At 69.3% G+C, this 25,406-nt stretch carries 21 protein-coding genes and 1 pseudogene; 15 read left to right on the forward strand and 7 right to left on the reverse strand.

All coding sequences use genetic code 11. The features are described from left to right. Nucleotides 1-117: 117 nt before the first annotated feature. The 3 genes from PZE19_RS10685 (at nucleotide 118) to PZE19_RS10695 (ending at nucleotide 3,633) form a co-directional block, all read left to right on the forward strand. Nucleotides 118-1,200 (forward strand): TlpA disulfide reductase family protein, encoded by a 1,083-nt coding sequence (locus PZE19_RS10685; protein WP_277860604.1) that lies wholly within the window; start codon nucleotides 118-120, stop codon nucleotides 1,198-1,200. 150 nt (nucleotides 1,201-1,350) lie between these two features. Beyond that, the gene (locus PZE19_RS10690; RefSeq protein WP_277860605.1) at nucleotides 1,351-2,463 is read left to right on the forward strand and encodes a 3-isopropylmalate dehydrogenase; all 1,113 of its coding nucleotides are present in this window, start codon (nucleotides 1,351-1,353) and stop codon (nucleotides 2,461-2,463) included. A 210-nt stretch (nucleotides 2,464-2,673) separates the two neighbouring features. Then, the gene (locus PZE19_RS10695) at nucleotides 2,674-3,633 is read left to right on the forward strand and encodes a DUF1559 domain-containing protein (RefSeq protein WP_277860606.1); all 960 of its coding nucleotides are present in this window, start codon (nucleotides 2,674-2,676) and stop codon (nucleotides 3,631-3,633) included. Between the two features lie 13 nt (nucleotides 3,634-3,646). On the opposite strand, the gene PZE19_RS10700 is transcribed toward PZE19_RS10695, so the two are convergent. After that, nucleotides 3,647-4,618 (reverse strand): DUF72 domain-containing protein, encoded by a 972-nt coding sequence (locus tag PZE19_RS10700; RefSeq protein ID WP_277860607.1) that lies wholly within the window; start codon nucleotides 4,616-4,618, stop codon nucleotides 3,647-3,649. A gap of 213 nt (nucleotides 4,619-4,831) precedes the next feature. On the opposite strand from PZE19_RS10700, the gene PZE19_RS10705 reads away from it, so the two are divergent. Continuing rightward, complete coding sequence (locus tag PZE19_RS10705) at nucleotides 4,832-7,354, forward strand: carboxypeptidase-like regulatory domain-containing protein (RefSeq protein WP_277860608.1); 2,523 nt, start codon at nucleotides 4,832-4,834, stop codon at nucleotides 7,352-7,354. 13 nt (nucleotides 7,355-7,367) lie between these two features. Here PZE19_RS10705 and PZE19_RS10710 read toward each other — a convergent pair whose 3' ends face one another. After that, nucleotides 7,368-7,724, reverse strand: coding sequence for a hypothetical protein (locus PZE19_RS10710; RefSeq protein ID WP_277860609.1), 357 nt, complete (start codon nucleotides 7,722-7,724; stop codon nucleotides 7,368-7,370). Between PZE19_RS10710 and PZE19_RS10715 the strand changes: the two genes are divergently transcribed. The 3 genes from PZE19_RS10715 (at nucleotide 7,723) to PZE19_RS10725 (ending at nucleotide 9,498) form a co-directional block, all read left to right on the forward strand. Then, nucleotides 7,723-8,037, forward strand: a complete 315-nt coding sequence (locus PZE19_RS10715) for a DUF971 domain-containing protein (protein WP_277860610.1) — start codon at nucleotides 7,723-7,725, stop codon at nucleotides 8,035-8,037. The genes PZE19_RS10710 and PZE19_RS10715 overlap by 2 nt on opposite strands. 7 nt (nucleotides 8,038-8,044) lie before the next feature. Continuing rightward, nucleotides 8,045-9,010 carry a glycosyltransferase gene (locus PZE19_RS10720; RefSeq protein ID WP_277860611.1) on the forward strand — a complete coding sequence of 322 codons (966 nt, stop codon included), beginning with the start codon at nucleotides 8,045-8,047 and terminating at the stop codon, nucleotides 9,008-9,010. 200 nt (nucleotides 9,011-9,210) lie between these two features. Further along, nucleotides 9,211-9,498 (forward strand): S1 RNA-binding domain-containing protein, encoded by a 288-nt coding sequence (locus PZE19_RS10725; protein ID WP_277860612.1) that lies wholly within the window; start codon nucleotides 9,211-9,213, stop codon nucleotides 9,496-9,498. 27 nt (nucleotides 9,499-9,525) lie between these two features. Here PZE19_RS10725 and PZE19_RS10730 read toward each other — a convergent pair whose 3' ends face one another. Next, on the reverse strand, nucleotides 9,526-9,957 hold the full coding sequence (locus PZE19_RS10730; RefSeq protein ID WP_277860613.1) for an RrF2 family transcriptional regulator: 432 nt from the start codon (nucleotides 9,955-9,957) through the stop codon (nucleotides 9,526-9,528). A 218-nt stretch (nucleotides 9,958-10,175) separates the two neighbouring features. On the opposite strand from PZE19_RS10730, the gene hmpA reads away from it, so the two are divergent. Next, entirely contained in the window at nucleotides 10,176-11,435 is a 1,260-nt protein-coding gene (gene hmpA, locus PZE19_RS10735; RefSeq protein ID WP_277860614.1) for an NO-inducible flavohemoprotein, read from the forward strand. On the opposite strand, the gene PZE19_RS10740 is transcribed toward hmpA, so the two are convergent. Beyond that, nucleotides 11,432-12,556, reverse strand: a complete 1,125-nt coding sequence (locus PZE19_RS10740) for an ISAs1 family transposase (protein ID WP_277860615.1) — start codon at nucleotides 12,554-12,556, stop codon at nucleotides 11,432-11,434. The genes hmpA and PZE19_RS10740 overlap by 4 nt on opposite strands. A 177-nt stretch (nucleotides 12,557-12,733) precedes the next feature. Here PZE19_RS10740 and PZE19_RS10745 point away from each other — a divergent pair, with 177 nt between their 5' ends. The 7 genes and pseudogenes from PZE19_RS10745 (at nucleotide 12,734) to PZE19_RS10775 (ending at nucleotide 20,218) form a co-directional block, all read left to right on the forward strand. After that, nucleotides 12,734-13,006, forward strand: coding sequence for a hypothetical protein (locus tag PZE19_RS10745; RefSeq protein ID WP_277860616.1), 273 nt, complete (start codon nucleotides 12,734-12,736; stop codon nucleotides 13,004-13,006). Between the two features lie 533 nt (nucleotides 13,007-13,539). Then, nucleotides 13,540-15,618 carry a YgiQ family radical SAM protein gene (locus PZE19_RS10750; RefSeq protein ID WP_277860617.1) on the forward strand — a complete coding sequence of 693 codons (2,079 nt, stop codon included), beginning with the start codon at nucleotides 13,540-13,542 and terminating at the stop codon, nucleotides 15,616-15,618. A gap of 61 nt (nucleotides 15,619-15,679) precedes the next feature. Continuing rightward, nucleotides 15,680-17,140, forward strand: a complete 1,461-nt coding sequence (locus tag PZE19_RS10755; RefSeq protein WP_277860618.1) for an RsmB/NOP family class I SAM-dependent RNA methyltransferase — start codon at nucleotides 15,680-15,682, stop codon at nucleotides 17,138-17,140. A 541-nt stretch (nucleotides 17,141-17,681) separates the two neighbouring features. Further along, nucleotides 17,682-17,945: a hypothetical protein gene (locus PZE19_RS10760; RefSeq protein ID WP_277860619.1), complete on the forward strand. Its 264-nt coding sequence runs from the start codon at nucleotides 17,682-17,684 to the stop codon at nucleotides 17,943-17,945. 7 nt (nucleotides 17,946-17,952) lie between these two features. Further along, entirely contained in the window at nucleotides 17,953-18,867 is a 915-nt protein-coding gene (locus tag PZE19_RS10765; RefSeq protein WP_277860620.1) for a tyrosine-type recombinase/integrase, read from the forward strand. A gap of 404 nt (nucleotides 18,868-19,271) precedes the next feature. Beyond that, nucleotides 19,272-19,472: pseudogene (locus PZE19_RS10770) on the forward strand (IS66 family transposase); the annotation flags it as partial. A gap of 353 nt (nucleotides 19,473-19,825) precedes the next feature. After that, nucleotides 19,826-20,218, forward strand: coding sequence for a hypothetical protein (locus PZE19_RS10775; RefSeq protein WP_277860621.1), 393 nt, complete (start codon nucleotides 19,826-19,828; stop codon nucleotides 20,216-20,218). A 205-nt stretch (nucleotides 20,219-20,423) separates the two neighbouring features. Here the strand turns inward: PZE19_RS10775 and PZE19_RS10780 are convergent, their stop codons facing one another. The 3 genes from PZE19_RS10780 to PZE19_RS10790 form a co-directional block, all read right to left on the reverse strand. Further along, nucleotides 20,424-21,842 (reverse strand): IS4 family transposase, encoded by a 1,419-nt coding sequence (locus PZE19_RS10780; protein ID WP_277858735.1) that lies wholly within the window; start codon nucleotides 21,840-21,842, stop codon nucleotides 20,424-20,426. A gap of 424 nt (nucleotides 21,843-22,266) precedes the next feature. After that, the gene (fumC, locus tag PZE19_RS10785; RefSeq protein WP_277860622.1) at nucleotides 22,267-23,715 is read right to left on the reverse strand and encodes a class II fumarate hydratase; all 1,449 of its coding nucleotides are present in this window, start codon (nucleotides 23,713-23,715) and stop codon (nucleotides 22,267-22,269) included. Nucleotides 23,716-23,765: 50 nt separating this feature from the next. Then, nucleotides 23,766-25,400 carry an NAD-dependent malic enzyme gene (locus PZE19_RS10790; RefSeq protein WP_368411354.1) on the reverse strand — a complete coding sequence of 545 codons (1,635 nt, stop codon included), beginning with the start codon at nucleotides 25,398-25,400 and terminating at the stop codon, nucleotides 23,766-23,768. Between the last annotated feature and the right edge of the window lie 6 nt (nucleotides 25,401-25,406).

The following is a 25,406-nucleotide window of genomic DNA, read 5'->3' on the forward strand; positions in this document are numbered from 1 at the left end:
CCCGCGCGAGCCGATTGACGGCCGAGGTCCGACGATCTTAACCTGGATGCGGCCTCTCCGAAACATTACGGCCTCGCGCCCGCCCGGCCGGCGTTCCAAGGACGAAAAGGAGCCCACGTGATCCCCCGACCCGCACCCCGTCTCCTGGCGCTCGCCCTCGTCGCGTTCGCGACGACCGCCGCCGCCCAGGAGGCCGCCGCCCCCCGCACGGCCGAGGCCGTTCTGAAGGACCTCGACTCCGCCCGCCCCCCGGCCTTCGACCCCACGCGGCAGGAGGACAAGGGCTACGTCGAGACCTTCCTCGCCGAGATGGGGAAGGTCCGCGAGAAGCGCGGGGCGCTGACGCGGGAACTCTTCCAGATCGAGCCCAAGAACCCTCGCCTGCCGAAGCTCCTGCTCGAGCGCTGGCGCGACATGGGCGACAAGCCGGAGGAACTGGACCGCGAGATCGAGGAGTCGGCCGTCGGCACGGGCGACGCGACGTTGCGGGCCGAAGGGGCCTACGTCAAGGTCATCCACGCCTTCTCGCGGCCCGGCGAGCCCGAGGCCCGGCGGCTCAAGGCCGTCGAGGCCTACGCCGCCCTCGCCCCCAAGGACGATGTGCGGGCCGGCGGGTTCCTCTGCACGATCGCCGAGCGCACGCCCGACGCCGCGCAGCGGCTGGCGATCGAGGAGCGCGTCCTGAAGGACTATCCCAAGTGCGCCGAGCGCGTGCGGGGATCCCGCCGCCTCCGCGAGGCGGTGGGCAAGCCGTTCGAGCTGGAGTTCGCCGACGCCGTCACCGGCCGGTCGATCCGCATGGCCGACCTCAAGGGGAAGGTGGTCGTCGTCGACTTCTGGGCGACCTGGTGCGGCCCCTGCGTCGCCGAGATGCCCCGCATGAAGGAGCTTTACGCCCAGTTCAAGGACAGGGGCGTGGAGTTCATCGGCGTCTCGCTCGACTACCCCGAGGAGCAGGGCCACGGCCTGACGAAGCTCAAGGAGTACGTCGCCAAGAACGAGATCGCCTGGCCGCAGTACTACCAGGGCAAGGGCTGGGAGAGCGACTTCTCGAAGTCTTGGGGGATCACCGGCATCCCGCAGCTCTTCGTCGTCGGCCCCGACGGCCTCCTCGTCTCCACCGAGGGCCGGGGCAAGCTCGACAAGATGATCCCCGAGCTGCTCGCCAAGGAACCCGCCGCCGACCGCAAGGGCGACTGACCGCCGCACCGGGCCGCAGCCCCGGGGTTCCTTGTGAGCCCTCCGAGGGCCGGTTATCATCGACGAAGAGACGGGCCGGCCGTCGGGGGCGAATCCTCCGGGCCCGGCCCGGATTTTCGTTTCGAACCTCTCGATTCGTCTGGAGCCGCGATGTCCCTGTTGAAGATCGGCGTGATCCCCGGCGACGGCGTCGGGCCGGAAGTGACCGAGGTCGGCCTGGGGATCCTGGAGAAGGTCGCCAAGCGGGACGGCCTCGTCTACGAGCTGCACCCCTTCGACCTGGGCGGCGAGCGCTTCCTGCGGACCGGCGAGGTCCTGCCGCAGGCCGACCAGGACCGCCTCCGCGCCTGCGACGTGATCCTGCTGGGGGCCGTCGGCCACCCGGGCGTGCCGCCGGGCGTCCTCGAGAAGGGGATCCTGCTCAAGCTCCGGTTCGACTTCCACCAGTACATCAACCTCCGCCCGGTCCGCCTCTTCCCCGGGGCCCCCTGCCCCGTCACGGGCAAGGGACCCGACGACATCGACATGGTCGTCGTCCGCGAGAACAACGAGGACCTGTACGTCGGCGCGGGGGGCTTCACCTACAAGGGGACGCCCGAAGAGGTCGCGATCCAGACCTCCATCAACACCCGGCCGGGCGTCGAGCGCTGCATCCGCTACGCCTTCGATGCGGCCCGCGGCCGTGCCGCGCGGGGCGCGTTCAAGGGCCTGTCCGAGGCCGACAAGGCCGGGGGCTACACGCGCCAGGTGACGCTCGTGGCCAAGACGAACGTCCTGACGTTCGCCCACGACCTCTGGATGCGCGCCTTCAACGAGGTCGCCGCCGACTACCCGGACGTCAAGCCGGGCTACATGCACGTCGACGCCTGCTGCATGCGGATGGTGACGAACCCCGAGTGGTTCGACGTGATCGTGACGACCAACATGTTCGGCGACATCATCACCGACCTGGGCGCCGTGCTCCAGGGGGGCATGGGCCTGGCCGCGTCGGGCAACCTGAACCCGACGAAGACCGCCCCCAGCATGTTCGAGCCGGTGCACGGCTCTGCCCCGGACATCGCCGGCAAGGGGATCGCCAACCCCCTGGCCGCGATCCTCTCGACCGCCATGATGCTCGACCACGTCGGCGCGACCCCCTCCGCCGACCGGATCCGCCGCGCCGTGGCGAGGGTGCTGGCCGCCGGGGCCCCCAAGACCCCCGACCTGGGGGGCAAGGCCTCGACCGTCGAGGTGGGGAACGCCGTCCGCGACGCACTGGACTGAGCGGACGTCTCGCCTCGGGAAAGGCCCTTGACTCCCGCCCGGCCCGCATCGACAATTGAATCAAGCATGCAATCGAACGATGATTTATCAGTCGTCGCTCAATCGCGTGGCGGGTTGCGCGGGAATCGTGTAATTTGACGATAGGACGTTTGTCCGGCTGAACGGACGGCCCGGACCGCAGTCGCCTTTCCCCTGGCCGAGGTAATCTCGATGCGCCGCAATCCTCTCGGACGGCACCGGAAATCGGGCTTCACCCTGATCGAGCTGCTCGTCGTCATCGCCATCATCGGCGTGCTGGTCGCCCTGCTCCTGCCCGCCGTCCAGTCGGCCCGCGAGGCGGCCAACCGCTCGCAGTGCCAGAACAACCTGAAGCAGTTCGGCCTCGCGGCGCAGCAATACCACGACTCGTTCAACGCCTTCCCCGCCGGCTGGTACTGCATGCCGCCGGTCTACGACACGGCCAACCCCAACACGGTGATCGGCGGCGACGTCACCGGCTGCGCCACGACGGGCACCCCGTACCAGCCCTACCAGTGGAGCGGCCTGGTCGGCGTGTTCAACAAGATGGAGCAGGGCAACCTGTTCAACGAGATCAACTTCAGCTACGCCCCCAACCACGTCGTCAACACCACGGCCGTCCGCCGGACCCTCACCAACTTCGTCTGCCCCTCGAACCGCCGCCCCGAGACGACGACGCAGACCGGATCCGCCCAGAAGATGGGCCCGTCGGACTACCGCGGCAACATGGCGGCCGGGATGATCCTGCCCGACTCCGCCGGCAACTGCCCCACGCAGGACCCGACCAACGTCTACTGCCTGAACTTCGACAACGGCATGACCTATCAGAACTCCAGCGTGGGCATGGCCGACATCACCGACGGCTCCACCAACACCTGCCTGATGGGCGAGACCATCGCCCCCAACGGCGTCTGGGCCCCCGCCACGAGCTGCTGCGTGCGGACCAACAACGACCGGACCATCAACCGGCCGATCGTCTCCAACGGCCAGAACTACTACACGTACTGGTCGAGCAAGCACCCGGGCCTGGTCAACTTCGTCAACTGCGACGGCAGCGTCCGCACCGTCAGCGCGACGATCGCCAAGCCCGTCCTGAACAAGCTCATGACCCGAAACGGCGGCGAGACCATCTCGGCGGACGAGACCAAGTAAGCCTCCCGCCCCGTCAGACGATCAGCGCGTCGGCGACCGACTCGATGGTCCCCGGCGCGTTCCCTTCCAGCCGGTTGTTCACGAACGTGAACGCCGGCTGGGCCTCGCGCCAGGCCCGCTCGGCGAGCGCCCGCAGCGCCTCGCGCACGGCCGGGTTGGGCTCCTGGACGCTCCGGTAGGGGCTGTACCGCTTGACCGCGTCCTCGTACGGCTGGCCGCGCCGCAGTAGGGCGCGGACGACGGTGAAGTCGGCCGTGCGGGAGCCCGGCATGTCGATTTGCTCGATCAGCTCGGGCATGCGGGTCCACGAGTTGAAGACGTGCGCGACGTTGCGGGCGCGCAGGGTCTCGAAATAGGGCTCGCCCAGATACTCGGGGTTGCGGATCTCGACGCCGTAGCGGAAGCCCGGGGGCATGTCGTCGAGGAACGCGCCCAGGCGGTCGCGGAAGGCGTCGAGGTCGGGCATGGTCGACTTCGCCATCGTGCCGAACTCGAACATCAGCACGGCCACCCGGTCGCGGTGCTTCCACAGGGGGCGGGCGAACAGCTCCTTGAACAGCTTGGGGTCGAGGAAGCCCGCATTGTCCTTCCCGGCGCGCGTCCCGTAGCGGGCGTGCTTGGGCCAGCGCGGGACCGTGACCTCCTCGGGGACCTTGAGGCCGAACCGCAGGCCCTCGGGCGTCCCCTCGAACAGGGTCTTCCAGTAGCCGGCCGAGGGGAACTGGTAGAAGCTGAAGTCGCCGCCGACGATCGGGAAGACGCGCGCGTACTCGCGGAGGCACTCGGACTCGAACTTCTTGAGCGAGAGCTTGCCGCGGGTCTGGTAGAGCTCGGGGTTGTAGATCGTCCCCAGCCAGCCCTCGTACTTCCACGACGAGGTGCCGAAGAAGAGGCCCTTCTCGGCCAGCGCGCGGAGCTTCGGGGCCAGCGCGGCGGCCTGGGGCGGCGTGTCGTCCTGGGAGTCGAACAAAGATAGTTGGTTCATGTCCACCCGGCGGCCCGGATCCGGCGGCGGTCGGCGCGGGCCCCGGTGCATCGTAGCGGGCCGGCGCTCCCTTGACGAGCCCGCCGAGGATCATGCAAGAATCGAACCGATCCCCTTGCGATCCTCGCCGCGGATCGGGATCGTGAAGTCGGGACGAGCGTCGGTGACGACCGCGCGGGCCGGGGACGGCCGCGAGGCCCAGGAGCGTGGACGATGAGCGGTGCGACGGGTTCGCGGTACCTGTGGGCGGGCCTGCTGGCGCCGCCGATCCTGGTGATGGGGGTCGCGGGGGCCATCAGCATGTGGCCCCAGCAGGTCGTGGGCCTGATGGACGGCGTCGCCCGGCTCTGGGATCCGATCCCGACCCAGCGACCTCGCCCGGGCTCGCTCATGATGGCGACGCCCAAGATGTCGCCGGCGACCGCGCCGATCGCGCAGCCCGAGATCCGGGGGACGATCCGCAAGCCCGACGGCTCGCCGCTCGACCGGCCCTACCGCCTCGGGACGTTCGAGATCTCCCGGTTCTCGCACTCGTCGGGGCTCGTCGGCGACCACTCGACCCCCGACTTCGTCGTGACGCCGCGCGGGGAGCGGACCTGGATCGTGGTCGACTCCGACGACTACGCCCCGGCGCTGGCCGGGCCGATCGAGGCCGGGGCCGTCAGGCCCGGCGACGAGCCGATCGTCGTCAAGCTGGAGGAGGGCTTTCCGCACCGCGTCCGCGTCGTCGACGCCGAGGGCGCGCCGATCGCCGGGGCCGAGGTCCACCCCAGCCTGACCCTGGAGCACCGCCCCGTCCCCCTCGGGGCGACCTGGTTCACCGACGACGACGGCTGGGCCGAGATCCCCCACGTCAGGGAGGCCGACTACGAGTTCGACGTCAAGGTCCACGACTTCGTCCTCCCCGACGACACGGTCTTCGCCAGCCTCCACCCCGGCGTCGACACCACGATCACGCTCGACCGCGGCTCGACGAAGGGGGTCGCGGTCGACGAGCAGGGGCGGCCGGCGGCCGACGCCCTGATCCTCGTCGCGGCCGAACTCGACGAGCGCGTCGAACGCGAAGACAAGCACATATCCAAGAGGATCATCGTGGCCCGGTCCGACGCCGAGGGCCGATTCCCCCTGCCGCACCTCCACAAGGACTCCGTCCACCTGATCCGCGCCGAAGGGGCCGACGGCTCCCTCGGATTCGCCCCGGGGGTCCGCCTGAAGGATCCGGAGGTCCGGGTCACGCTGAGGCCCCGACGCATGGTGCGCGGATTCGTGAAGGGGGTCCGGGGCTACGCGACGGGAGTCTTCCTGTCGGTCCGAAGCTCGGTGGCGACGGGGTTCGAGGGCCGCGGCCAGCAGGGGGACGAATGGGCCGTGACGAGTCGGACCGACTCCGTCCTCTGCGATGAGGAGGGCCGGTTCGAATATCCGTCCTGGGGCTCGATCGACAGCGAGCTGCTGGTCCAGGGCCGCACCGTGCCGGTCCCCTGGCCGCCGCCGGAGGAGCCGATCGCGATCGACCCTCCCGCTCCGACCGCCGAGAGTTCGGTGCAGATCCGGATCGCGGCCGACGCCTCGATCCGGCCGATCCGGGGCTCGATGACGCTCTTCCTCGCGAACGGCCCTCCCGAGCGCGCCCTCCAGACGGTCCCGCGGCTGGTCGAGCTGCAGGACGACCGGGGGACCTTCCGCTGCCTGAACGCCGACGCCTTCCGGTTCGAGTCGTCGGCGATCCCCGGCTACTGGACCTCGCCGGGGACGATCTCCTCGGTGGTGGGGGGCGGCGACCGCGTGATCGACGTCCGCGTCTTCGCCGCCGGGACGATCCGCGGCCGGGTGCTCGACGCCGACGGCGAGCCCGTCGCCGGGGCGAAGATCCGGGCCGATTTCGACCCCGCATGGGCCGCCGAGAGCCCCCCGGCCCGCCTGGCCGGGCCGCCGCCGCGAATGGGCGGGATCAACCCTCAGGTGGCCGATCCGGTCCGACCCACGGCCCCGCCGCGCTCGCCCGAGGTCGCGACGACCGACGCCGACGGCCGGTTCGTCATCCCCGCCTGGCCCCTGAACGTGGGATGCCGACTGGCCGTCGAGAGCGGGCGGTTCGGGATGCTCGTCGACCCCGTCCGCCCCGACGCCCGCGAGCCGAAGCGCGAGGTCGAGATCCGGCTCCCCAGGCGGGCGAAGGCCGAGGTCCGCGTCGTCGGCCCCGACGACCGCCCCATCCCCGGGGCGCAGGTCGTCGTCGAGCTGCGACGGGCGGAGACGGATCGGCAAGCCTGGGACGGGGGCCGCACCGACGCCGACGGCCGGGTCGCGCTCGACGACCTGGCGGAGGGGGAGACGGGCTACAGCGTCAGGGCGACCTTCGACAAGGACTATCGGACGGGCTCCGCCCCCCTTCAGCCCGGCGCGCCCGCCCTGGTCCTCCGCGTCGAACGCGGGCGGACGCTCGAAGGGCGCGTGGTCGAGGCCGTCACCGGCTGGCCGATCCCGGGCGTCAGCCTCCTGGCCGCGGCCCACGACGGCGCGTGGATCCGGGCCGAGGCCGCCACCGACGGCGACGGCCGGTTCCGCTTCAGCGTCCTGCCCGACGGCCCCGTTCGATTGGGCAGCTTCCAGATGATGAACTTGGCGTCGCCGCGGCCGCCGCAGGTCGCGGCCGGAGAGGTCGGCCCGATCCTGGTCCGGATGATCAACCTGCGCGAGTACGACCCCCAGCCCCGACGTCCCTCGCAGCCCTGACCGCCCCCCTCGATCACGACGCCGCGGGCCGGCCGACGACGCGGAGGCCCGCCTTGTCGAGCCGGCTGAGCAAAACCGGCCAGTGGCGGCCGAAGCTGTGCCCGTCCATCGTGTGCGAGCAGGCGATGGTCTCGCGGTCGTGCCGGCCCACCACGCGGGCGCCCCCCGGGGCGCGGAAGAGGGCCCTCCGCACGGCGCTGACGCTGGGCGCGGCGACGTAGAAACGCATCGCCGTCGCCGCGTCCTCGGCGATCGCGGCCTCCGCCCCCCCTACGTCCCCGGGCCGTCCCGTGGTAATCTGGATGTCCATGATCGCGCCCCCGTCGAAGCCTTCGCGCCCGATCCCGGTCCCCCGAGTCGACCGTCCCATGATCGATCCTCCCAGCAACATCAGGGCCCATCAAGCGGATCAGGTCCTGGAAGTCGCCTGGCCCGACGGCTCGGTCGACCGCCTCCCCTACCGCCGCCTGCGGGCCGAATGCCCCTGCGCCAGCTGCCGCGACGAGTGGTCCGGGGCGCGGATCATCCAGATCGAGCACGTCGCCGAGGACATCAAGCTCGACGGCCTGGAGATGGTCGGCAACTACGCCCTCAAGCCCTCCTGGAGCGACGGCCACTCCAGCGGCATCCTCACCTGGGACCTGCTCCGGGAGGCCGCCCGCAGCCTCCCGAAGCCGGGATGACCCGCCGTTGGACCGCCCCGCGCCCAGGCTGACCGTCGCGATCCCCACGTACAACGGCGAGGCCCACCTGGCCGAAGCCCTCGCGGGGATCCTCGCCCAGGAACGCGCCGCGTTCGACCTGCTCGTCTGCGACGAACGCTCAGACGACCGGACGCTCGAAATCGTTCGCGCGCTGGCGGGAGATCGCGCGCGGATCGAGGTCAATTCCGAGCGCCTGGGCCTGGCCGGCAACTGGAACCGCTGCGTTGCGCTCAGCCGGACCCCCTGGGTCGCCGTCTTCCACCAGGACGACCTGATGCGCCCCGGCGACCTGGCCGGGCGCCTCGAAGCCATCGAGCGTCCCGGCGGGGACGACCTCGGCCTGATCGCCGGCCCGGCCGACGTCGTCGACCAGGAGGGCCGGCCCGTCCCGCCGACGGTCGTCAAGCCCGGCGGCCTGTCCGACCCCGTCCCGGGCCGCTTCCTCGACTTCCCCCCGGGCGGCTTCTCGCCCCGGCTGGAGGGTTCGAACATCCTGCGCTGCTCGGCCGTGACCACGAGCAAGCGGGCCCATGAGGAGGTCGGCGGCTTCGACCCCACGTACCGCTACGTCGTCGACTGGGACTTCTGGCTCCGCGTCGCCGACCGTTTCGGCGTCGCCTGGATCGCCGGCGAGCCGAAAGTCTCCGTCCGCTGGCACGCCGCCAGCGAGACCCACCGCTTCAAGCTCGGCCTGGACGACCTGGAAGAGACCGAGCGGCTCCTCACCCGCCGCGACCAGCGCCCCGGCCGCCGCCTCGCCCGCGCCTACCTCAACCGCGCCCACGACGCCCTCCGCGCCGGCCGGGCCGACCTCGCCCGCACCGCCCTGGGCCGCTCGGTCCACCTCTCCCCCGCCATCCTGACCACGATCCTAGCCGACCCCCGCCTGGCCGCCCAGATGACCGCCCTGACCTTCGCGCCCAGCCTGGCCCGCCGCTGGTTCGCTCGATAACGGCCGGGGTGCGAATCGCTCCCGGGCAAGCCACTTGTCGGATGCCGGAGCTGAGTGCGACGATGCCATGGCGGCCGGCTCCGTAAGACCGGCAGGTGTGGGGACCGCCATCATCCCGCCCATGCCGGGCCCCGTCTTCCCGGGGCCGGGACACGATCCTCGGTGAAACGGCCCGGGGCCCGAAGTGGAGCATCACGGCGATGTGGGAAGCGGCCAAGCTCCGATTCCCGACCGGCCGCCTCGTCCGGGGAGTGGTGATCGCCCATCACCCCTTCGGGATCTTCGTCGATCTAGGCGACCCGATCGCGACCGGCCTGGTCCAGATCACGGACTTCGTGGACAGCGGGCGTATGACCCCCGAGCAATACCCTCGGCTCGGCGAGTCGATCGAAGGCGTCGTCCTGGGGCACACCGACGACCATCGAAAGCAGGTCTGGTTGGGCGTCAAGCCAAGCCAGTTACGCGCGGCGTCGCAAGCGAACGATTGAACTGACAGCACATCGGCAATCAACTTCCTAGGACGGCAGGCCGACGTCGCAAAGCGGGACGACTGGGTTCGTCGAGTCCAGCAGGTCCTGCAACGTCACGTTCCGGAAGGCGTCCTCGAACGTCGCATAGGCCTGGTCCAGCTCGCGATGCAGCGGGCAGAGCGACGTGTGCGAGGGCAGGCCGAGCGGGCAGTGGCGGATCCGCTCGATCGGGGCCACCGCGTTGACCACGTCGAGGATCGTCACCGCGGCGGCGGGCTTCGCCAGCTCATAGCCGCCCCCGGGCCCCGGACGCGACTGCACCAGGCCCGCCGCCGCCAGGTCCTGCAAGACCCGGTTCAGGTACGAGCGAGGGGTCTTCGTCCGCTTCGCCAGCACGTCGGCCGACGCCGGCCCCGGCGGCAGGCCGGCCAGGCAGACCGCCGCCCTCAACGCATACTCGGCCGTCTTCGGCAGCATGGAACCTCCGCGGATCGATCACGGCTTCGGCTCGGCCCGCGACTCTTCCAAACCCCGGCCGCCCGCCTCTTCCAGCCTAACATACGCCCTCACCAAAACCTCTGCTCAATCCTACACCTTGACGTCCAGATTTAAATCTGTATATTCAGGTGTAGATTTGCCGCCGTCGCCGAGGGTCGGCGGCGTGAGGCGTCCCCGGCCCCCTTGGAGAGCCCGCGATGCTCAGTCCCGAAACGATCGAGATCATCAAGCGCATCACGCCCGTCGTGGCCGCGAACGCCGAGGCGATCACGCGGCGGTTCTACCCGCGGATGTTCGCCGGCGACCCCGAGGTGAAGGCGTTCTTCAACCAGGCCCACCAGCATTCGGGCGGCCAGCAACGGGCTCTCGCCGGGGCGATCTGCGCCTACTTCTCGCACATCGACGACCCGGCGGTCCTGGGCCCGGCGGTGGAGCTGATCGCCCAGAAGCACTGCTCGCTGGGGATCCGCCCGGACCAGTATCCGATCGTCGGCAAGCACCTGCTGGGGGCGATCCAGGACGTGATGGGCGACGCGGCGACCGACGAGATCCTCGGGGCCGTCGCCGAGGCCTACGGGTTCCTCGCCGACGTCTGCATCCGTCGCGAGGAGGAGATCTACCGACAGCAGCGCGAGGCCGTCGGCGGCTGGAACGGCTACCGTTCGTTCATCGTCGACCGCAAGGTCCCCGAGAGCGACCTCGTGACCTCGTTCTACCTCCGCCCGGCCGACGGCGGCCCGCTGCCGGCGTTCGAGGCGGGCCAGTACGTCACGGTGAAGGTCGACCTCCCCGAGACGCCGACGTCGCCGCGCAACTACAGCCTGTCCGACCGGCCCGGCCTCGACCACTACCGGATCAGCGTCAAGCGCGAGCCGGGCCTCGCCGCCGGCGCGCCCGACGGCCTGATCTCCAACCACCTGCACGACGTCGTCCTCGCCGGCGAGGAGCTTCAAATCGGCCCCCCCTGCGGCGAGTTCACGATCCCGACCGCTACGGCCGCCGATCGGCCGATCGTCCTGCTCGCCGGCGGCATCGGCGTCACGCCCCTGCTGGCGATGGCCAAGGACCTCGTCCATCGCGGCGGCCACGCCCCGCTCTACTTCCTCCAGGCCGCCCGCAACGGCCGCGTCCAGGCGTTCAACGACGAGATCCGGGCCCTGGAGATCTCGTCCGACGCCGTGACGACCCACGTCATGTTCGACGCCCCGCTCGCCGACGACCTGACGACCGGCCGCTGCGATTCCACCGGCTTCATCGACGCCGACTTCCTCCGGCGCTGGGCCCCGATCGACGACGCGAGCTTCTGCTTCTGCGGCCCGAAGCCGTTCATGCAGTCGGTCTACGCGATCCTCAAGGAGCTGAGCGTCGACGACGACCGCATCCGCTTCGAGTTCTTCGGCCCCCGCCAGGAGATCCTCGCCGCCGCCCTCGTCCCGGCCCAGGGCCTACGCATCTAATTCGCCGGAAAACCTTGTAATGCACGTATGAGATAGCTCTCGTCGAGGGCTGCACTGAGCCTCTTGGCCTTGATGCTGCCCCTTCCCGGGTCCTGCTGGAGCAGCGATGCGGCGACCCTTCGGATCAGGCCCAGGTTCGCCCCGGCATGGCCCGCCGCCGTCCTGTTCGAGTCCTCGCCGAAGGCCACGTCGAGCACCCAGTGCAGTTCGTTCTCGATCGTCCAGTGCGACCGGACCAGCCGCCCGAGTTCCTCCGCCGTCCCCCGCAGACTGGTGATGTAGTAATGGGCCGTGCTGGTGCTCTTCCCCTTGACCGACCGCTCCCGCTCGACCAGCACCACCGCCGCCACGTCCGGCCACTCGGGCGGCATCTCCCCGGGGTCGTAGACGACGGTGACATACCGCTCCTCATGCCTCCCGTGGCCGTCCTCGACCTGCTCGTGGCCGTCGTGCTCGAACCCGGCGAAGTCCGCCTCGCAGGCCCGGTCGAACACCGCCTGCACCGCCTCGAGCAGGCTCGGCTGGTTCCCCTTCACGGCCAGCAGGTAGTCCCCGCCCTCGCCTCGGATGTGCCCGGCGATCCCCTTCTGGCACCCGGCGGCGTCGATCGTCACTAATGCCCCTTTCAGTGCCAGCACCTTCAGGAGTTCGGGGATGGCGGCGATCTCGTGTGACCCGGCGGCAACCGTCTCCTGCCCGAGGATAACCCGGTTCTCCGCCGCCCAGGCGTTGACCAGGTGGAGGCACTCGCTGAACGTGTCGCCGGGGGCCGACCGGACCGCCTTGCCGTCGATGGCGATGTGTCGCAGGCCGGTGGCCTGACATACCGACCCCAACCACCCGGCGACGCACGCCCCGAACTTCTTGGGGTCGAGCCGGGCGAAGAGGCGGTAGAAGGTGTCGTGGCTCGGGATGCCGTTGGGAAGGGCAAGGAACCGCCTCAGCCATCCCTCCTTGGCCTTCCCGAACCGCTCGACCTCCTCCCACGAGTCGGCCCCGGCGATGACCACACACAGGGCGATGACCAGGATGTCGGTGAGGCCGTGCCTCTTCGTCCGGTCGACCCGGGGGTCCGGCAACTCGGCGAAGTAACGAGCGAGCGATATCTCCGGACTCGGCATGACGGGTCGTCCTCATCCCCCGCCGGCTAGCACCTCGCCCGAGCGATCGACCGCCGCGGACGGGCCTCCTCCTGGTATGAGCCGGGCTCTTGCTCGGGGGCGTCACGACCGGCATGCTACACCACAACGTCCACCGTCGGAGGCCCGGCGAGGTGGCGGATTGGTCGGAGGTCAGGTATGCGGGTGACGCCGTTCCGAGAGCCGGCCCGGCTGCTCTTCCATCTCAATACGCACTCCCGAATCGTGCTGGAGCGATTCGAGGGTAATGGCATGGCCGACGGCGGGGAGTGGGACGTCCCAACCGAGTTGATTCCGGTGCGACTAAGGGCACTCGGCTCCCGTTTCGTGGTCGTCGGGCAATTCGTCGGCCCCGAGGATGGAGACACCGTGGACGAGCTTCGGGAGGCCCTGAAAACGCTCCATATCGAGGACATAGAAGCGGGGCGGTGATCCCACCTTATCTCACAGCGATAGAGATCACCCCCCTCTGCGGTCAAAACTTAAGATGCGTCAGCCCTGCGGCGGGGTCTGACCGACGGATTCTCGACGTCCTCGCACGCCTCCGGCCCGGCGGCCGCGTCCTCTCTCTAGGAGACGGACGGCCGAGGGCCGGCTCGCATTTCCGGAGCATCGCCATTTGGGATCGCGCATTTCGGATCCACTGTCCATAATGGGGATCTCCTCGAAGTCTCACCCCTTGGCCTCGCGACGACAGGATCCGGCCCAGATTCAGGAGTGCGAAATGGACGAGCGAACCCAATTTCCGAGGCCGTCGAATCTGACTTAAGCCATTTAACATCAATGCAATGCGATCCTAACGCGTCGCAAAACCTGCGCAGTAACGAAGCCGATTTCGAACCCAACCGAAGCCGGGGGCGATCGTCGCGTCGCCTTGTCGGGGGATTGACGTCCGGGGCATAATGATAGGATTCCCCACGAGTGAGCCCGCGCCCCACGCCCATCCGAGGCTTTGATCGACCACCATGACGCCTGAGGCGATCGCCCCACCCCCCTGCTCTTCGCGGAACGAGGCGCCGACGCAACTGCCGGTGCTGCCGCTCGTCCCCATCACGCTGCCGCACCTGCCGGCCTCCCGCGCCGAGATGGACGCGCGGGGATGGGACGCCGTCGACGTGGTGTTCGTCACCGGCGACGCCTACGTCGACCACCCGGCCTTCGCGATGGGGATCCTGGGACGCGTTCTGGAGGCGGCCGGCTTCCGGGTGGCGATCCTCAGCCAGCCCGACTGGAAGAGCGCCGACGCCTGGCGGCAGTTCGGCCGGCCTCGCCTGTTCTTCGGCGTGAGCGCCGGGAACATGGACAGCATGATCAACCACTACACGGCCAACAAGAAGGTCCGCAACGACGACGCCTACAGCCCCGGCGGCCGCATCAACCTCCGTCCCGACCGCGCCACGATCCCCTACTGCCACCGCGCCCGCGAGGCCTTCCCCGGCGTGCCGATCATCGCCGGAGGCGTCGAGGCCTCGCTCCGCCGGCTGGCGCACTACGACTACTGGAGCGACACGGTCAAGCGGTCGATCCTGCTGGACTCGAAGGCCGACCTGGTCGTCTTCGGCATGGGCGAGCAGCAGATCGTCGAGATCGCCCGGCGGCTGAAGGCCGGCGAGTCGGCGAAGGACCTCCGCGACATGCGCGGGGTCGCCTATGCGATGGGCGCCAGCGAGACCCCGCCGCAGGACGCCCTCGTCCTGCCGACCTACGACGACGTGAAGACCGACAAGCTCAGGTTCGTCGAGGCCACCAAGCGGATCCACCTGGAGACCAACCCGCTCAACGCCAAGCGGCTGGTGCAGTACCACGACCGCCAGGCCGTCGTCGTCAACCCGCCCGCCCTGCCGATCAGCCAGGAGGACATGGACCGCGTCTACGGCCTCTCGTACACCCGCCGGCCGCACCCCATGTACAAGGGCGAGCGGATCCCGGCCTACGAGGTGGTCAAGGACTCGGTGACGATCATGCGGGGCTGCTTCGGCGGCTGCACCTTCTGCTCGATCACCGCCCACCAGGGCCGGATCATCCAGTCGCGGTCGCAGGAGTCGATCCTCGGCGAGCTGCGGCAGATGGGCCAAGACCCCAAGTTCTCGGGCGTCGTCTCCGACATCGGCGGCCCGACCGCCAACATGTACGAGATGCGCTGCACCAAGCCCGAGGTCGAGGCCAAGTGCAAGCGGCTCTCGTGCGTCCACCCCAAGGTCTGCAAGCTCCTGGGGACCGACCACGGCCCGCTCATCGAGCTGATGAAGAAGAGCCGCGAGACGCCCGGCGTCAAGAAGGTCCACGTCGCCTCGGGCATCCGCATGGACCTCGCCCAGAAGTCGCCCGAGTACCTGGAGGAGCTGGCGATGCACCACGTCGGCGGCCTCCTGAAGGTCGCCCCCGAGCACACCGACCCCAACGTGCTCAAGCTCATGAAGAAGCCCAACTCTGAAGACTACGAGGGCTTCGCCGAGGCCTTCCAGGAGGCCAGCCGCAAGGCCGGCAAGAAGCAGTTCCTGGTCCCCTACTACATCGCCTCGCACCCCGGCAGCGACCTGAACGCCATGATCGACCTGGCCGTCTTCCTCAAGCGCAACGGCTACCGCCCCGACCAGGTGCAGGACTTCATCCCCGCCCCCTTCGACATCGCCACCTGCATGTACTACACGGGCCTGGACCCGTTCACGGGCGAGGAAGTCTACGTCGCCCAGCACCTCCGCGACCGCAAGCTCCAGCGCGCCTTGCTCCAGTACTTCCGCCCGGAGAACTACTTCGAGGTCCGCAAGGCCCTGCTGCAGGCCGGCCGGGCCGACCTGATCGGCGGCGGGTGCGACGCCCTCATCCCCGACCAGCCCCCGCGAGCCGCCGTGCAGGCCCGCCAGGCCGAAGCCCGCCGCAGCCTCGGCGAAGGCCGCTACGTCCACCAGGTCGACGCCGAGGGCCCGGCGAAGCCGCCGGCCGCCCCCCGGGCCCAGCCCGCTCCCGACACGAGGCCCGCCGCCAAGCCCGGCCCCGGCTATCGGCCTCACCGCCGCACCGCCCAGAAGCGCAAGCCGCGCTGAGGCACGTCAGCTCGAACAGGCCCGGATCCCGCGCCCCTTCCTTTCCGAGATCGTCCCGACCATGGCCCGCAAGTACGCCCACACCCCCCGTCGCGGCCCCTCGTCGACGGGCCCGAAGTCGTCCGGACCGAAACCGTCCGGCGCGAAGCCGAAGGGGGAACGGCCCCGGCCCACGCCCCAGACCGCCCCGCGCGGCAAGTCGATGCCGGCGCTGGCGTCGTTGATCGCGACGCTGGCCCCGAAGGTCCTCCGCGACGTCCTGGACCGCGGCAAGCGGCTGGAATCGGCGATCGTCGACGCCCAGGGGGCCGACGCCAAGAAGCGCTCGACCCGGTCCGACCGCAAGCTCATCAACAAGTCGCTGGCGTCGCTCGTCCGCTGGTGGGGCTGGATCGAGCCCCTCAAGCTCGTGCAGGTCGAGGACCAGCTCTTGCTGGCCTGGCTGCTCGACTCGACCGAGCTGCCGGCCGTCCCCCGGATCTGGGCGAGCAAGACGGCCCGCGAGTATTCCCGGCTCTCCACCGGCGGCGACGCCCCCGGCTGGACGGCCCGCGCCGAGACGCTGAAGCGGTTCGTGGCCGGCCGCGCCGTGACGGCCGACCCCTGGATGCTCTTCCCGGCCTGGCTCCGCGACGAGCTGCCCCTGCCCCCGGGCGAGGAGTCGGCCAAGGCCCGCCGCCTGACGTTCCTGCACGCCGTCCAGGCCCCGCCCTCGCTGTGGGTGGCCGTCCGCGGCCGGCCGCCGAAGGAGGTCTGGGACGAGCTGGTCGAGGCCGGCCACGAGCCCTGGGTGCAGCGCCACATCGACTCGGCCGCCCGGCTCGAAGGCGACGTCGACCTGCGTCCGCTAGAGTCCTTCCAGGCCGGGGCCCTGGTCGCCCAGGACCTGGGGTCACAGGCCGTGGCCCACGTCTGCGACCCCGACCCCGGCGAGCGCTGGTGGGACCTGGGCGACGGCTCCAGCCTGCTCACCCTGGGCCTGGCCGACGCCATGAACGGCAAGGGGACGATCGTCTCGACGTTCGAGCACGAGCCGGCCCGCCGCGCCGCGGCCCTGCGGCTGCGCACCAGCCCGTTCCGCAACGTCGCCGCCAAGGCCTGGGACGGCCGCCGGCCGCCCGGCAAGCCGGGGACCTTCGACGGCGTCCTGGTCGCCCCCCCCAGCTCGGGCGTCGGCTCGTGGCGACGCCACCCCGAGGTCCGCTGGATCGTCAAGAAGGAGCAGCTCGCCGAGCTGGCCGCGCGTCAGAAGCAGCTCCTGGAGCTGGCCGCCACGGCCGTCCGGCCCGGCGGGACGCTCGTCTACACCGTCGGCACGGCCACGCTCCGCGAGACCCAGGGGCTCATCAACGAGTTCCTCCAGGAGCATCCCGAGTTCCGCCTCGACCCGTTCCCGCACCCCCTGGAAGAGACCCCGACGACGGGGATGGTCCAACTGTGGCCCCAGGTCCACGACTGCGAGTCCCGCTTCCTCGCCCGCCTGGTGCGGACCTCGAAGCCCGCCGCCGCCCCCGCTTCCTGACCCGCGGGCTGGACGAACCGGCCCGCGGACCGTACCTTGGTGGAATCTTTGACAACCAGCGACCGGGTAGCTCAGTCGGTAGAGCAACGGACTTCAAGCGCGGCCTCGGCCGCGGAATAGGAGCCTCGCGCGGGAAGAAACCGAACCGCGCGAGTGGATGCCGCTATATGCTGGGACGCCCTGAGAGCCCCTCGCGCCACAACGCGGCCGGCGACGGCGAACGTGACGGCTCGAGAAGCGGGGGGATTGGGTCATCAGCAGGCAAGGAACCGGGGGATCCCCGGCTTCAGCCTCAGAGACTACACGCGGCACGCCTGCGACGGCGAAGAGATAGTCCAGACCATCAAGCCGATCCCCCCGGGGAACGGTGGTCGGTGAAAGCCGATGAGGTAGGTTAATCCGTTGGTCGTGGGTTCGAGCCCCACCCCGGTCACTCGCTCAAGTACCTGCTGAATCCGTACTTACGGATACCCGCCCAACCTGGGCGGTGCGGCCTGACTGATCCGTAAGCCGGTAATTACCGGATTCTGGAGGTCTCGTCGTGCCCACCGCCCGCGTCAGAACGCCCGCCTACCGCCATCACCGGCCGTCCGGCCAGGCCGTCGTCACCCTATCGGGCCGCGATTTCTACCTGGGACGCCACGGCTCCCCCGAGAGCCGCGGCGAGTACGATCGGCTCGTGGCCGAATGGTTGTCCAGAGGCCGGAGGGTCCCCGGTCTCGGAGTCCCATCGGGGGACGACCCCGCCGGTCGATCCGTCGCCGAGGTCATCCTCGCCTACATCCACTTCGCCGACGGCTACTAGACGAAGAATGGTTCGCCCGCCTCCGAAGTCCGGAACATCAAGCTCGCCCTCCGCCCGCTTCGATGGCTCTACGGCCCCAGCCGACTTCGGGCCGCTCGCGCTGAAGGCGGTCCGTCAGGCGACGATCGAGCTGGGGATCTGCCGCAAGGAGGTCAACAAGCGGATCCGCCACATCGTCCGCATGTTCCGGTGGGCGGTGGAGAACGAGCTGGTCGCGCCGACGGTCCACGCGGCGCTGAAGGCCGTCCGGGGGGGCTCTCCAGGGGGAGGGGACCGAGGCCCGGGAGTCCGCCCCGTGAGGCCCGTCCCCGACGCCGCGGTGGACGCCATACGTCCATACGCCTCGCGCCAGGTGTGGGCGATGATCGAGCTCCAACGCTTGACCGGCATGCGGCCCGGCGAGGTTTGCCAGATTCGACCGTGCGACGTCGATCGGGGCGAGCGTACCTGGACCTACACCCCGGACAGCCACAATACCGAGCATCACGGCAAGGTCCGGAGGATCTATTTCGGCCCCCGAGCCCGCGAGGTCCTCCTGCCCTGGCTGCTGCGAGACTCGACGGCGTTCCTGTTCTCTCCGGCCGAAGCGGTGGCCGAGCGGCTGGCCGCCATGCGGGCGCGCCGCAAGTCGCCCGTCCAGCCGTCGCAGCTCGATCGATCGAAGGCCGACCCGGCCCGCAGCCCGCGCGACCGTTATGACGTGTCCGCTTACAATCGAGCGATCGATTACGCCTGTCGCAAGGCCGGCCTGCCCAAATGGCACCCTCACCAACTCAGGCACAACGCGGCCACGCTGCTCCGGAAGGAGTTCGGCCTGGAGACGGCCAGGGCGGTCCTCGGTCACGGCTCCACCGCAGAGACCGAAATCTATGCCGAGATCGACCCGCACGAGGCCGTCGCCGCGATGGAACGAATCGGCTGACGGCGACACCCGGCCAGGCACGCCGTCGACCAGCGTGGGCGCCTGTCGATCATGTCGATTGACGCGGTCATCCCTGGGTGGCCATGGAGGGCCCCAGGGATGACAGCCTGCTCGACCGACCTCCGCCAGCAAGTGGCGGCCTGCGACGCAGGCGACGCCACCCGCGAGCAGGTCGCCGCCCACTTCTCGGTGGGTCTCTCGCATGGATCCGCAAGCTGACCCGCCGGCGGCGCGAGACCGGCTCGATCGGCCCAGGCCTCGCGACGGCGGGCGGGCGCCGGCCTTCGACGCCGAGGCCGCCTCGCGGATCCACGAGGCGGTCCAGGCCGACGACGACGCCACGCTGCAGCAGTGGGCTCACGCCGCCGGCGTGGCGTGCCGCACCTCGGCCGTGCATCGGGCTGCAGGTGTCGGGCGTCGAGCCGACGAACAACGCGGCGGAGCGGATGTTGTTTCATGCGGTCTGCTGGAGGACGATCAGCTTCGGGACCGATTCGTCGAGTGGCTCGCGCTTCTTCGAACGCATCCTGACGACGATCGAATCCCGCCGCCAGTCCCGCGACCTGCTCGACTTCCTCGTTGAAGCCGCCTTCGCTCCTCCTACCCGGGGCGTGAACGGTCTCCCGGGCATGCTGCTGGTCTGCCTGACCTGCGATCTTCCGCCGGCCGCCTTCGTCCGTCTCGTTGGCCGGGGAGCGAAATCCGCCGCACGCTCCCTCGATCCGCCGACCGGCAATACGGACCGGCCGCCGCGCGATTCGGCCCGCTCGGCGTTCGTCCTTCACGTCCCGGTGCAGGGTGACTGCCGCCGGCTGTGAGGCTGGGGGATCGCCAGGTCCCACGTAAGACCCCCCACCCACGCGCCAGGATGCCGACCGCCAGCGTGACGGCGACGACGAGCGTCACGGTGACCGGGCCGAACCGCAGCAGGGTGCCACGCCCGGGAAGGGGATGTCGCATGATCCCCCGGAAGGCGACGTCCAGCAGCCCGAAGGCCAGGCACACGCCGGAGACGATCATGGCCGCGGTGATCATGACCATCGAACCGATGCTCTCCTCGTCTCCCATCGGCACCGCGAGCAAGGCGAGCAGCTCGAACAGGACGCCGAACGCCAGCAGGAATCCACCCTGGAAGATCAGGAAATGGGACGCCAGGGCCGCCCCGGCGAGGATCGAGAGGCGGATGACGAGCCGGATGGTCCTGCTGGTCGTGGACTTGGCGACGACGGGATCGCCGGGCTCGACCCGATTGGCCGCCTCGGCGTCCATGGTGCTTGTCTCAAAGAGCGTGGATTCGACGTCCCTCCTCTTGCATGGGGAAACCGGGCAGGATCGTGCCAGGAGACTGTGAAGTGCGACACTCGGATTGGACCGACAGGTAGCCGTCTTTAGGGTATGGGGCAGGGTCGGCGTGACGACGGCCGACCAGTTGAACCTCGACTTCCTGGATCGAAAACCGTGCGCGACTGGGGCCCTGTCACGCGGCAGCCCAGGCGGGATTTCCGATCGGGCTTGGCTGAGAAAGAGAATGCGCCGGTCTGGCGGACGAATGGCACTTAGATTTTGCTAGCTCGTTTGAGCATATGGAGTTTGATCTCCCTTCGCGGCCGCTTCAATTCCTCATACCCTCTCGGCCCCTTCCTGGTCATGCGGGGCTCGAACCGGTCGGGCCGGTCGGCCACGCGATGCACGGCGATGGCCCCGAGCAGTTGCTCGTAGAGTTCCTCTTGGTCGTCCGCACCGCTGTGCGCCCGGTAGGCGATCAGCGGCCGGAACGCTTCGAGAACCTGGAGCGTCGCTTTGAAGCTGATCGAGCGAGGTTCCACATTTTCGATGGTCGCCGCCTGTGCCATCACCGTGCGGATCAGGTTGTACGCCAGGACGTGGGCCCAGATCTCCTTGCGCACCAGCTCCGGCGTCTTGCACCGCAAAACATCCATCTGCAAGGTGATTTTGATCGAACGCAAATCCAACTCGTTGTTCCACCTGGCCCGGTAGAGCGAAGCCAGCTCCTCCGCACTCGCCAGCCCGGGGTCCAGGATGGTCGTCACGACGACGACCGACCGCGTCCGGAACCCGGGCTGCACTACGCGGAAGCGAACCTCGCGGACGGTGATCGCCTCGGGCAGCGCGTTGTACGTCGCCCGGTCCACCGAGCGGATCGACGACGGCTTCTTCCACACGACCACGTGATCGTCCTTGCCCAGGCGGGTCCCCTTGCGGAAGTCGGCCCGGCGGTGCGCCGACAGGCGGCTGACGGTGTCGACCCCGCGTTGCTTGAGCAGGTACATTCCGACCCAGCCCGACATCAGGCGGTCGCCCAGCAGCACGTCGCCGGGGCGGAGCACGTCCCACAGCTGGCGCAGCAGGCTGACCTCGCCCTGGCCCTTGCCGGCGTAGCGGCAGACGCCCAGGTCGAGGATCGCGCCGCAGGACAGCGAGATGATCGCCCCGATCCGGGCGGGGGCGAAGCTCGTCCCGGGCACTTGGTTGTAGGCCAGAGGGTATTCCCGGCGGTTCTCCGGGGTGTCGGGCATGGAGACCGTCGAGCCGTCGAACAGGCAGACGCGGCGGCCCTTCCAAAGCCACTGCGGGTCGACTCGCGCGTCCAGGTTCCGCCCCACGAGGCGGGCCACGGCGGCGAAGAACCGCTCGGGCAGGCGCTTCCGCGCCTGGCAATACGCCCCCGTCTCGGAGCTGCACGGCTCGAGCCCCTGTGAGACCCGGTGGGCGATCAGCCGCGCGACGGCGGCGCGGCAGGACTGGTCGGCGTTGAGCACCTGTCCGATGAACACCCAGAGGGTTACCAACGGGGCGTAGATGCGGTCATTCCAGGTCGCCTCGATCTCACGGAGGGCCTCCTCGAGGCCGCTGGCGGATAGGACGTCGGCGAAGGGGAGTCCGCCTTCCTGGACGAACTGTTGGCGGAGGAGGTCGATCTGATGCCGAAGACGTCCCTGCGCGTAGTTGAACATCAATCTGGCTCCGAGCCGGTGAGGGTTGTACGCCCTCATCAGAGCCAGAATGCCCGTGGCTTCCTATCCTGCGGCGGGGGAACCGTTTGTGAAAATCTAAGTGCCATTCGTATCGCGGACCGAAGCGCGCACCACGCCAGTCAGCTCCGATAATAGGGACGACGCGCCGGCTTGCAATGAGCGGTCCGCAATGGCTTTCCTCACGAATGGTGGGCGCCAAGCCGGGTGGTGCGGTCATGGAAACAGCCTTGGCAGATTGTTTCGAAAGATCCGTTCGATCTCGATTCCGCAGGCCCTGGCGTCGAGAGGACGATGACGAAAGTCGGCCGATTCGCACCCTGCCAGGATGGGCTGATGAGGGTGTCCCGAACCTTACCTTGGTAGATTCGTGGAGTTCGTGGGAGTAGTCATGTCTTGATCCCGTTCAGGCGCCGGCAAGGCCCTCGCCGATCATCTTCCCGGGATCCATGATCCGGTCGTACTCGTCCTCCTTGACCTTCCCGGAAGCGATGGCCACCTCCTTGAGCTTGGAGCCGTCGGCGGCGGCCTTCTCGGCGATGTGAGCGGCGGCCTGATATCCGATGACCGGCGAAAGGGCCGTGACCAACATCAGCGAGTCGTCGACGTAGCCGGCGATCTTGGCCCGATCCAGGTCGGTCCCCTCCACCGAGAACTCGCGAAACCTCGCGCAGCCATCGGCGAGGATCGTCGCCGAGTGCAGGACGTTGTTGATGATGATCGGGCGCATCGCGTTCAGCTCGAAGTTGCCCTGGCTCCCGGCGAACGCCACGGCGGTGTCGTCGCCGAGGACCTGGATGGCGATCATCACGATCGCCTCGCACTGGGTCGGGTTCACCTTGCCCGGCATGATCGACGACCCCGGTTCGTTCTGTGGCAGTTTCAGCTCGCCCAGGCCGCAGCGGGGACCCGACGCCAGCCAGCGCATGTCGTTGGCGATCTTCATCAAGGCCACGGCGAGCCCTCGCAAGGCCGCCGAGACGCGGACCATCGCGTCCAGCGACCCCTGGGCCATGAATTTGTTGGCCGCCGTGACGAAGGGCCTGCCGGTCAACTCGGCGATCCGGGCGGCGACCTCCCGCGAGAAACCCCGGGGGGCGTTGAGTCCCGTGCCGACCGCCGTGCCGCCCAGGGCCAGCTCGTAGGCCCCCGTGCGACTCCGCTCGACCTCGGCGATCCCGGCGCGCAGCTGCGAGGCCCAGCCCGACCATTCCTGGCCTACCGACAGGGGTACGGCGTCCTCGAGGTGGGTCCGGCCGATCTTCACCACGTCCATCCAGCCCCGGGATTTGGCCTCGATCGCCGAGGCCAGTCGGTCGAGCTCGGGGAGGAGTCGATCGTCGATCAGCTGGACCGCGGCGATGTGCATCGCCGTCGGGAAGCTGTCGTTCGACGACTGCCCCATGTTGACGTCGTCGTTCGGCCCGACCGGCTCCTGGCTGCCGAGTCGGCCGCCGAGGAGTTGGATCGCCCGATTCGACAGGACCTCGTTGACGTTCATGTTCGACTGCGTGCCCGAGCCCGTTTGCCAGACGAAGAGCGGGAAGTGGTCGTCGAGCTGGCCGGCGATCGCCTCGTCGGCCGCCCGGATGATGGCCTCGGCCTTCCACCCGGGCAGGCGGCCGCCGGCCTGATTGACCAGCGCGCAGGCCTTCTTGACGATCCCATAAGCATGGTAGACCTCGATCGGCATCTTGTCGCGGCCGATCGAGAAGTGACGCAACGAACGCTGGGTCTGTGCTCCCCAGTACTTGTCCGCGGGCACCTCGACGGTCCCCATGCTGTCGAACTCATGCCGTTGGCCCGTCGCGGCGATCCCGATGGGCACGTCGCTGATGGCGGGATGGTTTGCCATGGTGTCTGATCCGGGTTTCCGAGGGGGAATGCGTGCCGCCTGGAGGTCGTTCACGTGCGACTGGCGCCGTAGGCCGGTTTGTAGATCATGCCCTCGATCCAGGCCCGGACGTCGGGGGGCCGCTCGACGGTCGCCCGGCCTTGATCGAAGAGGTATTCGGCGATCCTCGTGGCCGTGGTCAATTCGGTTTCGAGGATGTTTTCCTGCCGGGGGAACAACATCCCCTTGTCGCGATCGGACCGGCCGACCTGGTCGGCGCTCCCCCGAGCGGCCTGGATGAACAGCTTGTCGTCGATGCGTTCGGGCCGGGTCGCGTAGACGGCCAGGCCGACCGCCGGGAAGACGTAGAAGTTGTTGGCCTGGCCCGGGTGGAAGGTCTTGCCGCCGATCTCGACGTCGGGGAACTGCACGCCCGTCGCGACCAGCGCCTTGCCGTCGGTCCACCCGTAGGCCTGCTCCGGCGTGCATTCCGCCTTGTCGGTCGGGTTCGACAAAGCGAAAATAATCGGCCGATCCGCATGCTTGGCCATGTTCCGGACCACCTCCTCGGTGAAGAGTCCGCCGACGGTGCTGACTCCTATCAGGATGGTGGGTTTGAGCAGTTCGACCGAGTCGGCCAGCGACTTGGTCGGCTTGAGATCGCGCGCGTAGGCCTGCTGCGAGGGGTTGAGGTCCTTGCGGCCCTGCTCGATCAGGCCGTTGACGTCGAAGAGGGAGATCCGGGCGCGGGCGTCGTCCTTGCCGAGTCCTTCGTCGATCATGGCCTCGACGATCATGTCGGCGATCCCGATCCCCGCCGAGCCGGCGCCGGCGAACAGGATCCTCTGGTCGACGAGCTTCTCGCCCTTGATCTGGAGCGCCGTGGTCAGCCCCGCGATCGTGACGCTCGCCGTGCCCTGGATGTCGTCGTTGTAGACGAGGTGCTCGTCCTTGTAGCGGGCGAGCAGCCGGATGGCGTCCGAGCCCTTCCAATCTTCGAAGTGGATGCAGACGCCGGGGAACACCGAGTTCGCCGCGGCGACGAACTCGTCGACCAGCGCATCGACCTCGTCGGGAGTCGGAGGCTCCTCGCGCAGGCCCGGGTAGAGCGGATCGGCCCGGAGCGTGGCGTTGGTGGTGCCGATATCGAGGTGGATCGGCAACAGGCAATCGGGCGGAACCGCGGCGCAGGCGGTGTAGAGCTGGAGCTTGCCGATCGGGATCGGCGCACCGTTGACGCCGATGTCGCCCAGCCCCAGGATCCGGCCCCCCGACGAGATGCAGATGAAGCGGACGTCCCGGATCGGCCAGTTGCCCAGGATGGCGGCGAACCGCCCTTTCATGTGCCTGGTCAGGTACATCCCGCGCGGCCTGCGGAAGATGTGGCCGTATTGCAAGCAGGCGTCGGCGATCGTCGGGTCGTAGACGATGGGCACGAACCGCGCCGGGTCCGACATCACCGTGGCATAGAAGAGCGTCTCGTTGATGTCGCAGAGATTCTGGAGGTAGATGTACCGCTCCAGGTCATTCGGCTTGGCTTCGAGGTGGCCGAGCACCCGCTCGACCTGACGCCCGAGCGTCTCGACGGCGGCGGGGAGCAGGCCTTCCAGCCGGGAGTCGCGCCGCTCCTCCGTGGTGAACGCGGTCCCCTTGTTGCGGAGCGGGTCGTTGAGCAGCACAGGACCGGAGGTCATCGCGTCGGCCATCGTCAT

Origin of the sequence: Paludisphaera mucosa (assembly GCF_029589435.1) — a bacterium.
GTDB lineage: Bacteria > Planctomycetota > Planctomycetia > Isosphaerales > Isosphaeraceae > Paludisphaera > Paludisphaera mucosa.

Bases quoted from the DNA above. Each gene is read 5' to 3' on its own strand.
- PZE19_RS10755 (WP_277860618.1), top strand. From the start codon at position 15,680: ATGGCCCGCAAGTACGCCCACACCCCCCGTCGCGGCCCCTCGTCGACG.
- PZE19_RS10705 (WP_277860608.1), top strand. From the start codon at position 4,832: ATGAGCGGTGCGACGGGTTCGCGGTACCTGTGGGCGGGCCTGCTGGCG.
- PZE19_RS10725 (WP_277860612.1), top strand. From the start codon at position 9,211: ATGTGGGAAGCGGCCAAGCTCCGATTCCCGACCGGCCGCCTCGTCCGG.
- PZE19_RS10695 (WP_277860606.1), top strand. From the start codon at position 2,674: ATGCGCCGCAATCCTCTCGGACGGCACCGGAAATCGGGCTTCACCCTG.
- PZE19_RS10740 (WP_277860615.1), bottom strand. From the start codon at position 12,556: ATGCCGAGTCCGGAGATATCGCTCGCTCGTTACTTCGCCGAGTTGCCG.
- PZE19_RS10730 (WP_277860613.1), bottom strand. From the start codon at position 9,957: ATGCTGCCGAAGACGGCCGAGTATGCGTTGAGGGCGGCGGTCTGCCTG.
- PZE19_RS10745 (WP_277860616.1), top strand. From the start codon at position 12,734: ATGCGGGTGACGCCGTTCCGAGAGCCGGCCCGGCTGCTCTTCCATCTC.
- PZE19_RS10790 (WP_368411354.1), bottom strand. From the start codon at position 25,400: ATGGCCGACGCGATGACCTCCGGTCCTGTGCTGCTCAACGACCCGCTC.
- PZE19_RS10710 (WP_277860609.1), bottom strand. From the start codon at position 7,724: ATGGGACGGTCGACTCGGGGGACCGGGATCGGGCGCGAAGGCTTCGAC.
- PZE19_RS10780 (WP_277858735.1), bottom strand. From the start codon at position 21,842: ATGTTCAACTACGCGCAGGGACGTCTTCGGCATCAGATCGACCTCCTC.
- PZE19_RS10690 (WP_277860605.1), top strand. From the start codon at position 1,351: ATGTCCCTGTTGAAGATCGGCGTGATCCCCGGCGACGGCGTCGGGCCG.
- PZE19_RS10765 (WP_277860620.1), top strand. From the start codon at position 17,953: ATGGTTCGCCCGCCTCCGAAGTCCGGAACATCAAGCTCGCCCTCCGCC.
- PZE19_RS10750 (WP_277860617.1), top strand. From the start codon at position 13,540: ATGACGCCTGAGGCGATCGCCCCACCCCCCTGCTCTTCGCGGAACGAG.
- PZE19_RS10700 (WP_277860607.1), bottom strand. From the start codon at position 4,618: ATGAACCAACTATCTTTGTTCGACTCCCAGGACGACACGCCGCCCCAG.
- PZE19_RS10775 (WP_277860621.1), top strand. From the start codon at position 19,826: ATGATCCCCCGGAAGGCGACGTCCAGCAGCCCGAAGGCCAGGCACACG.
- hmpA (WP_277860614.1), top strand. From the start codon at position 10,176: ATGCTCAGTCCCGAAACGATCGAGATCATCAAGCGCATCACGCCCGTC.
- PZE19_RS10715 (WP_277860610.1), top strand. From the start codon at position 7,723: ATGATCGATCCTCCCAGCAACATCAGGGCCCATCAAGCGGATCAGGTC.
- fumC (WP_277860622.1), bottom strand. From the start codon at position 23,715: ATGGCAAACCATCCCGCCATCAGCGACGTGCCCATCGGGATCGCCGCG.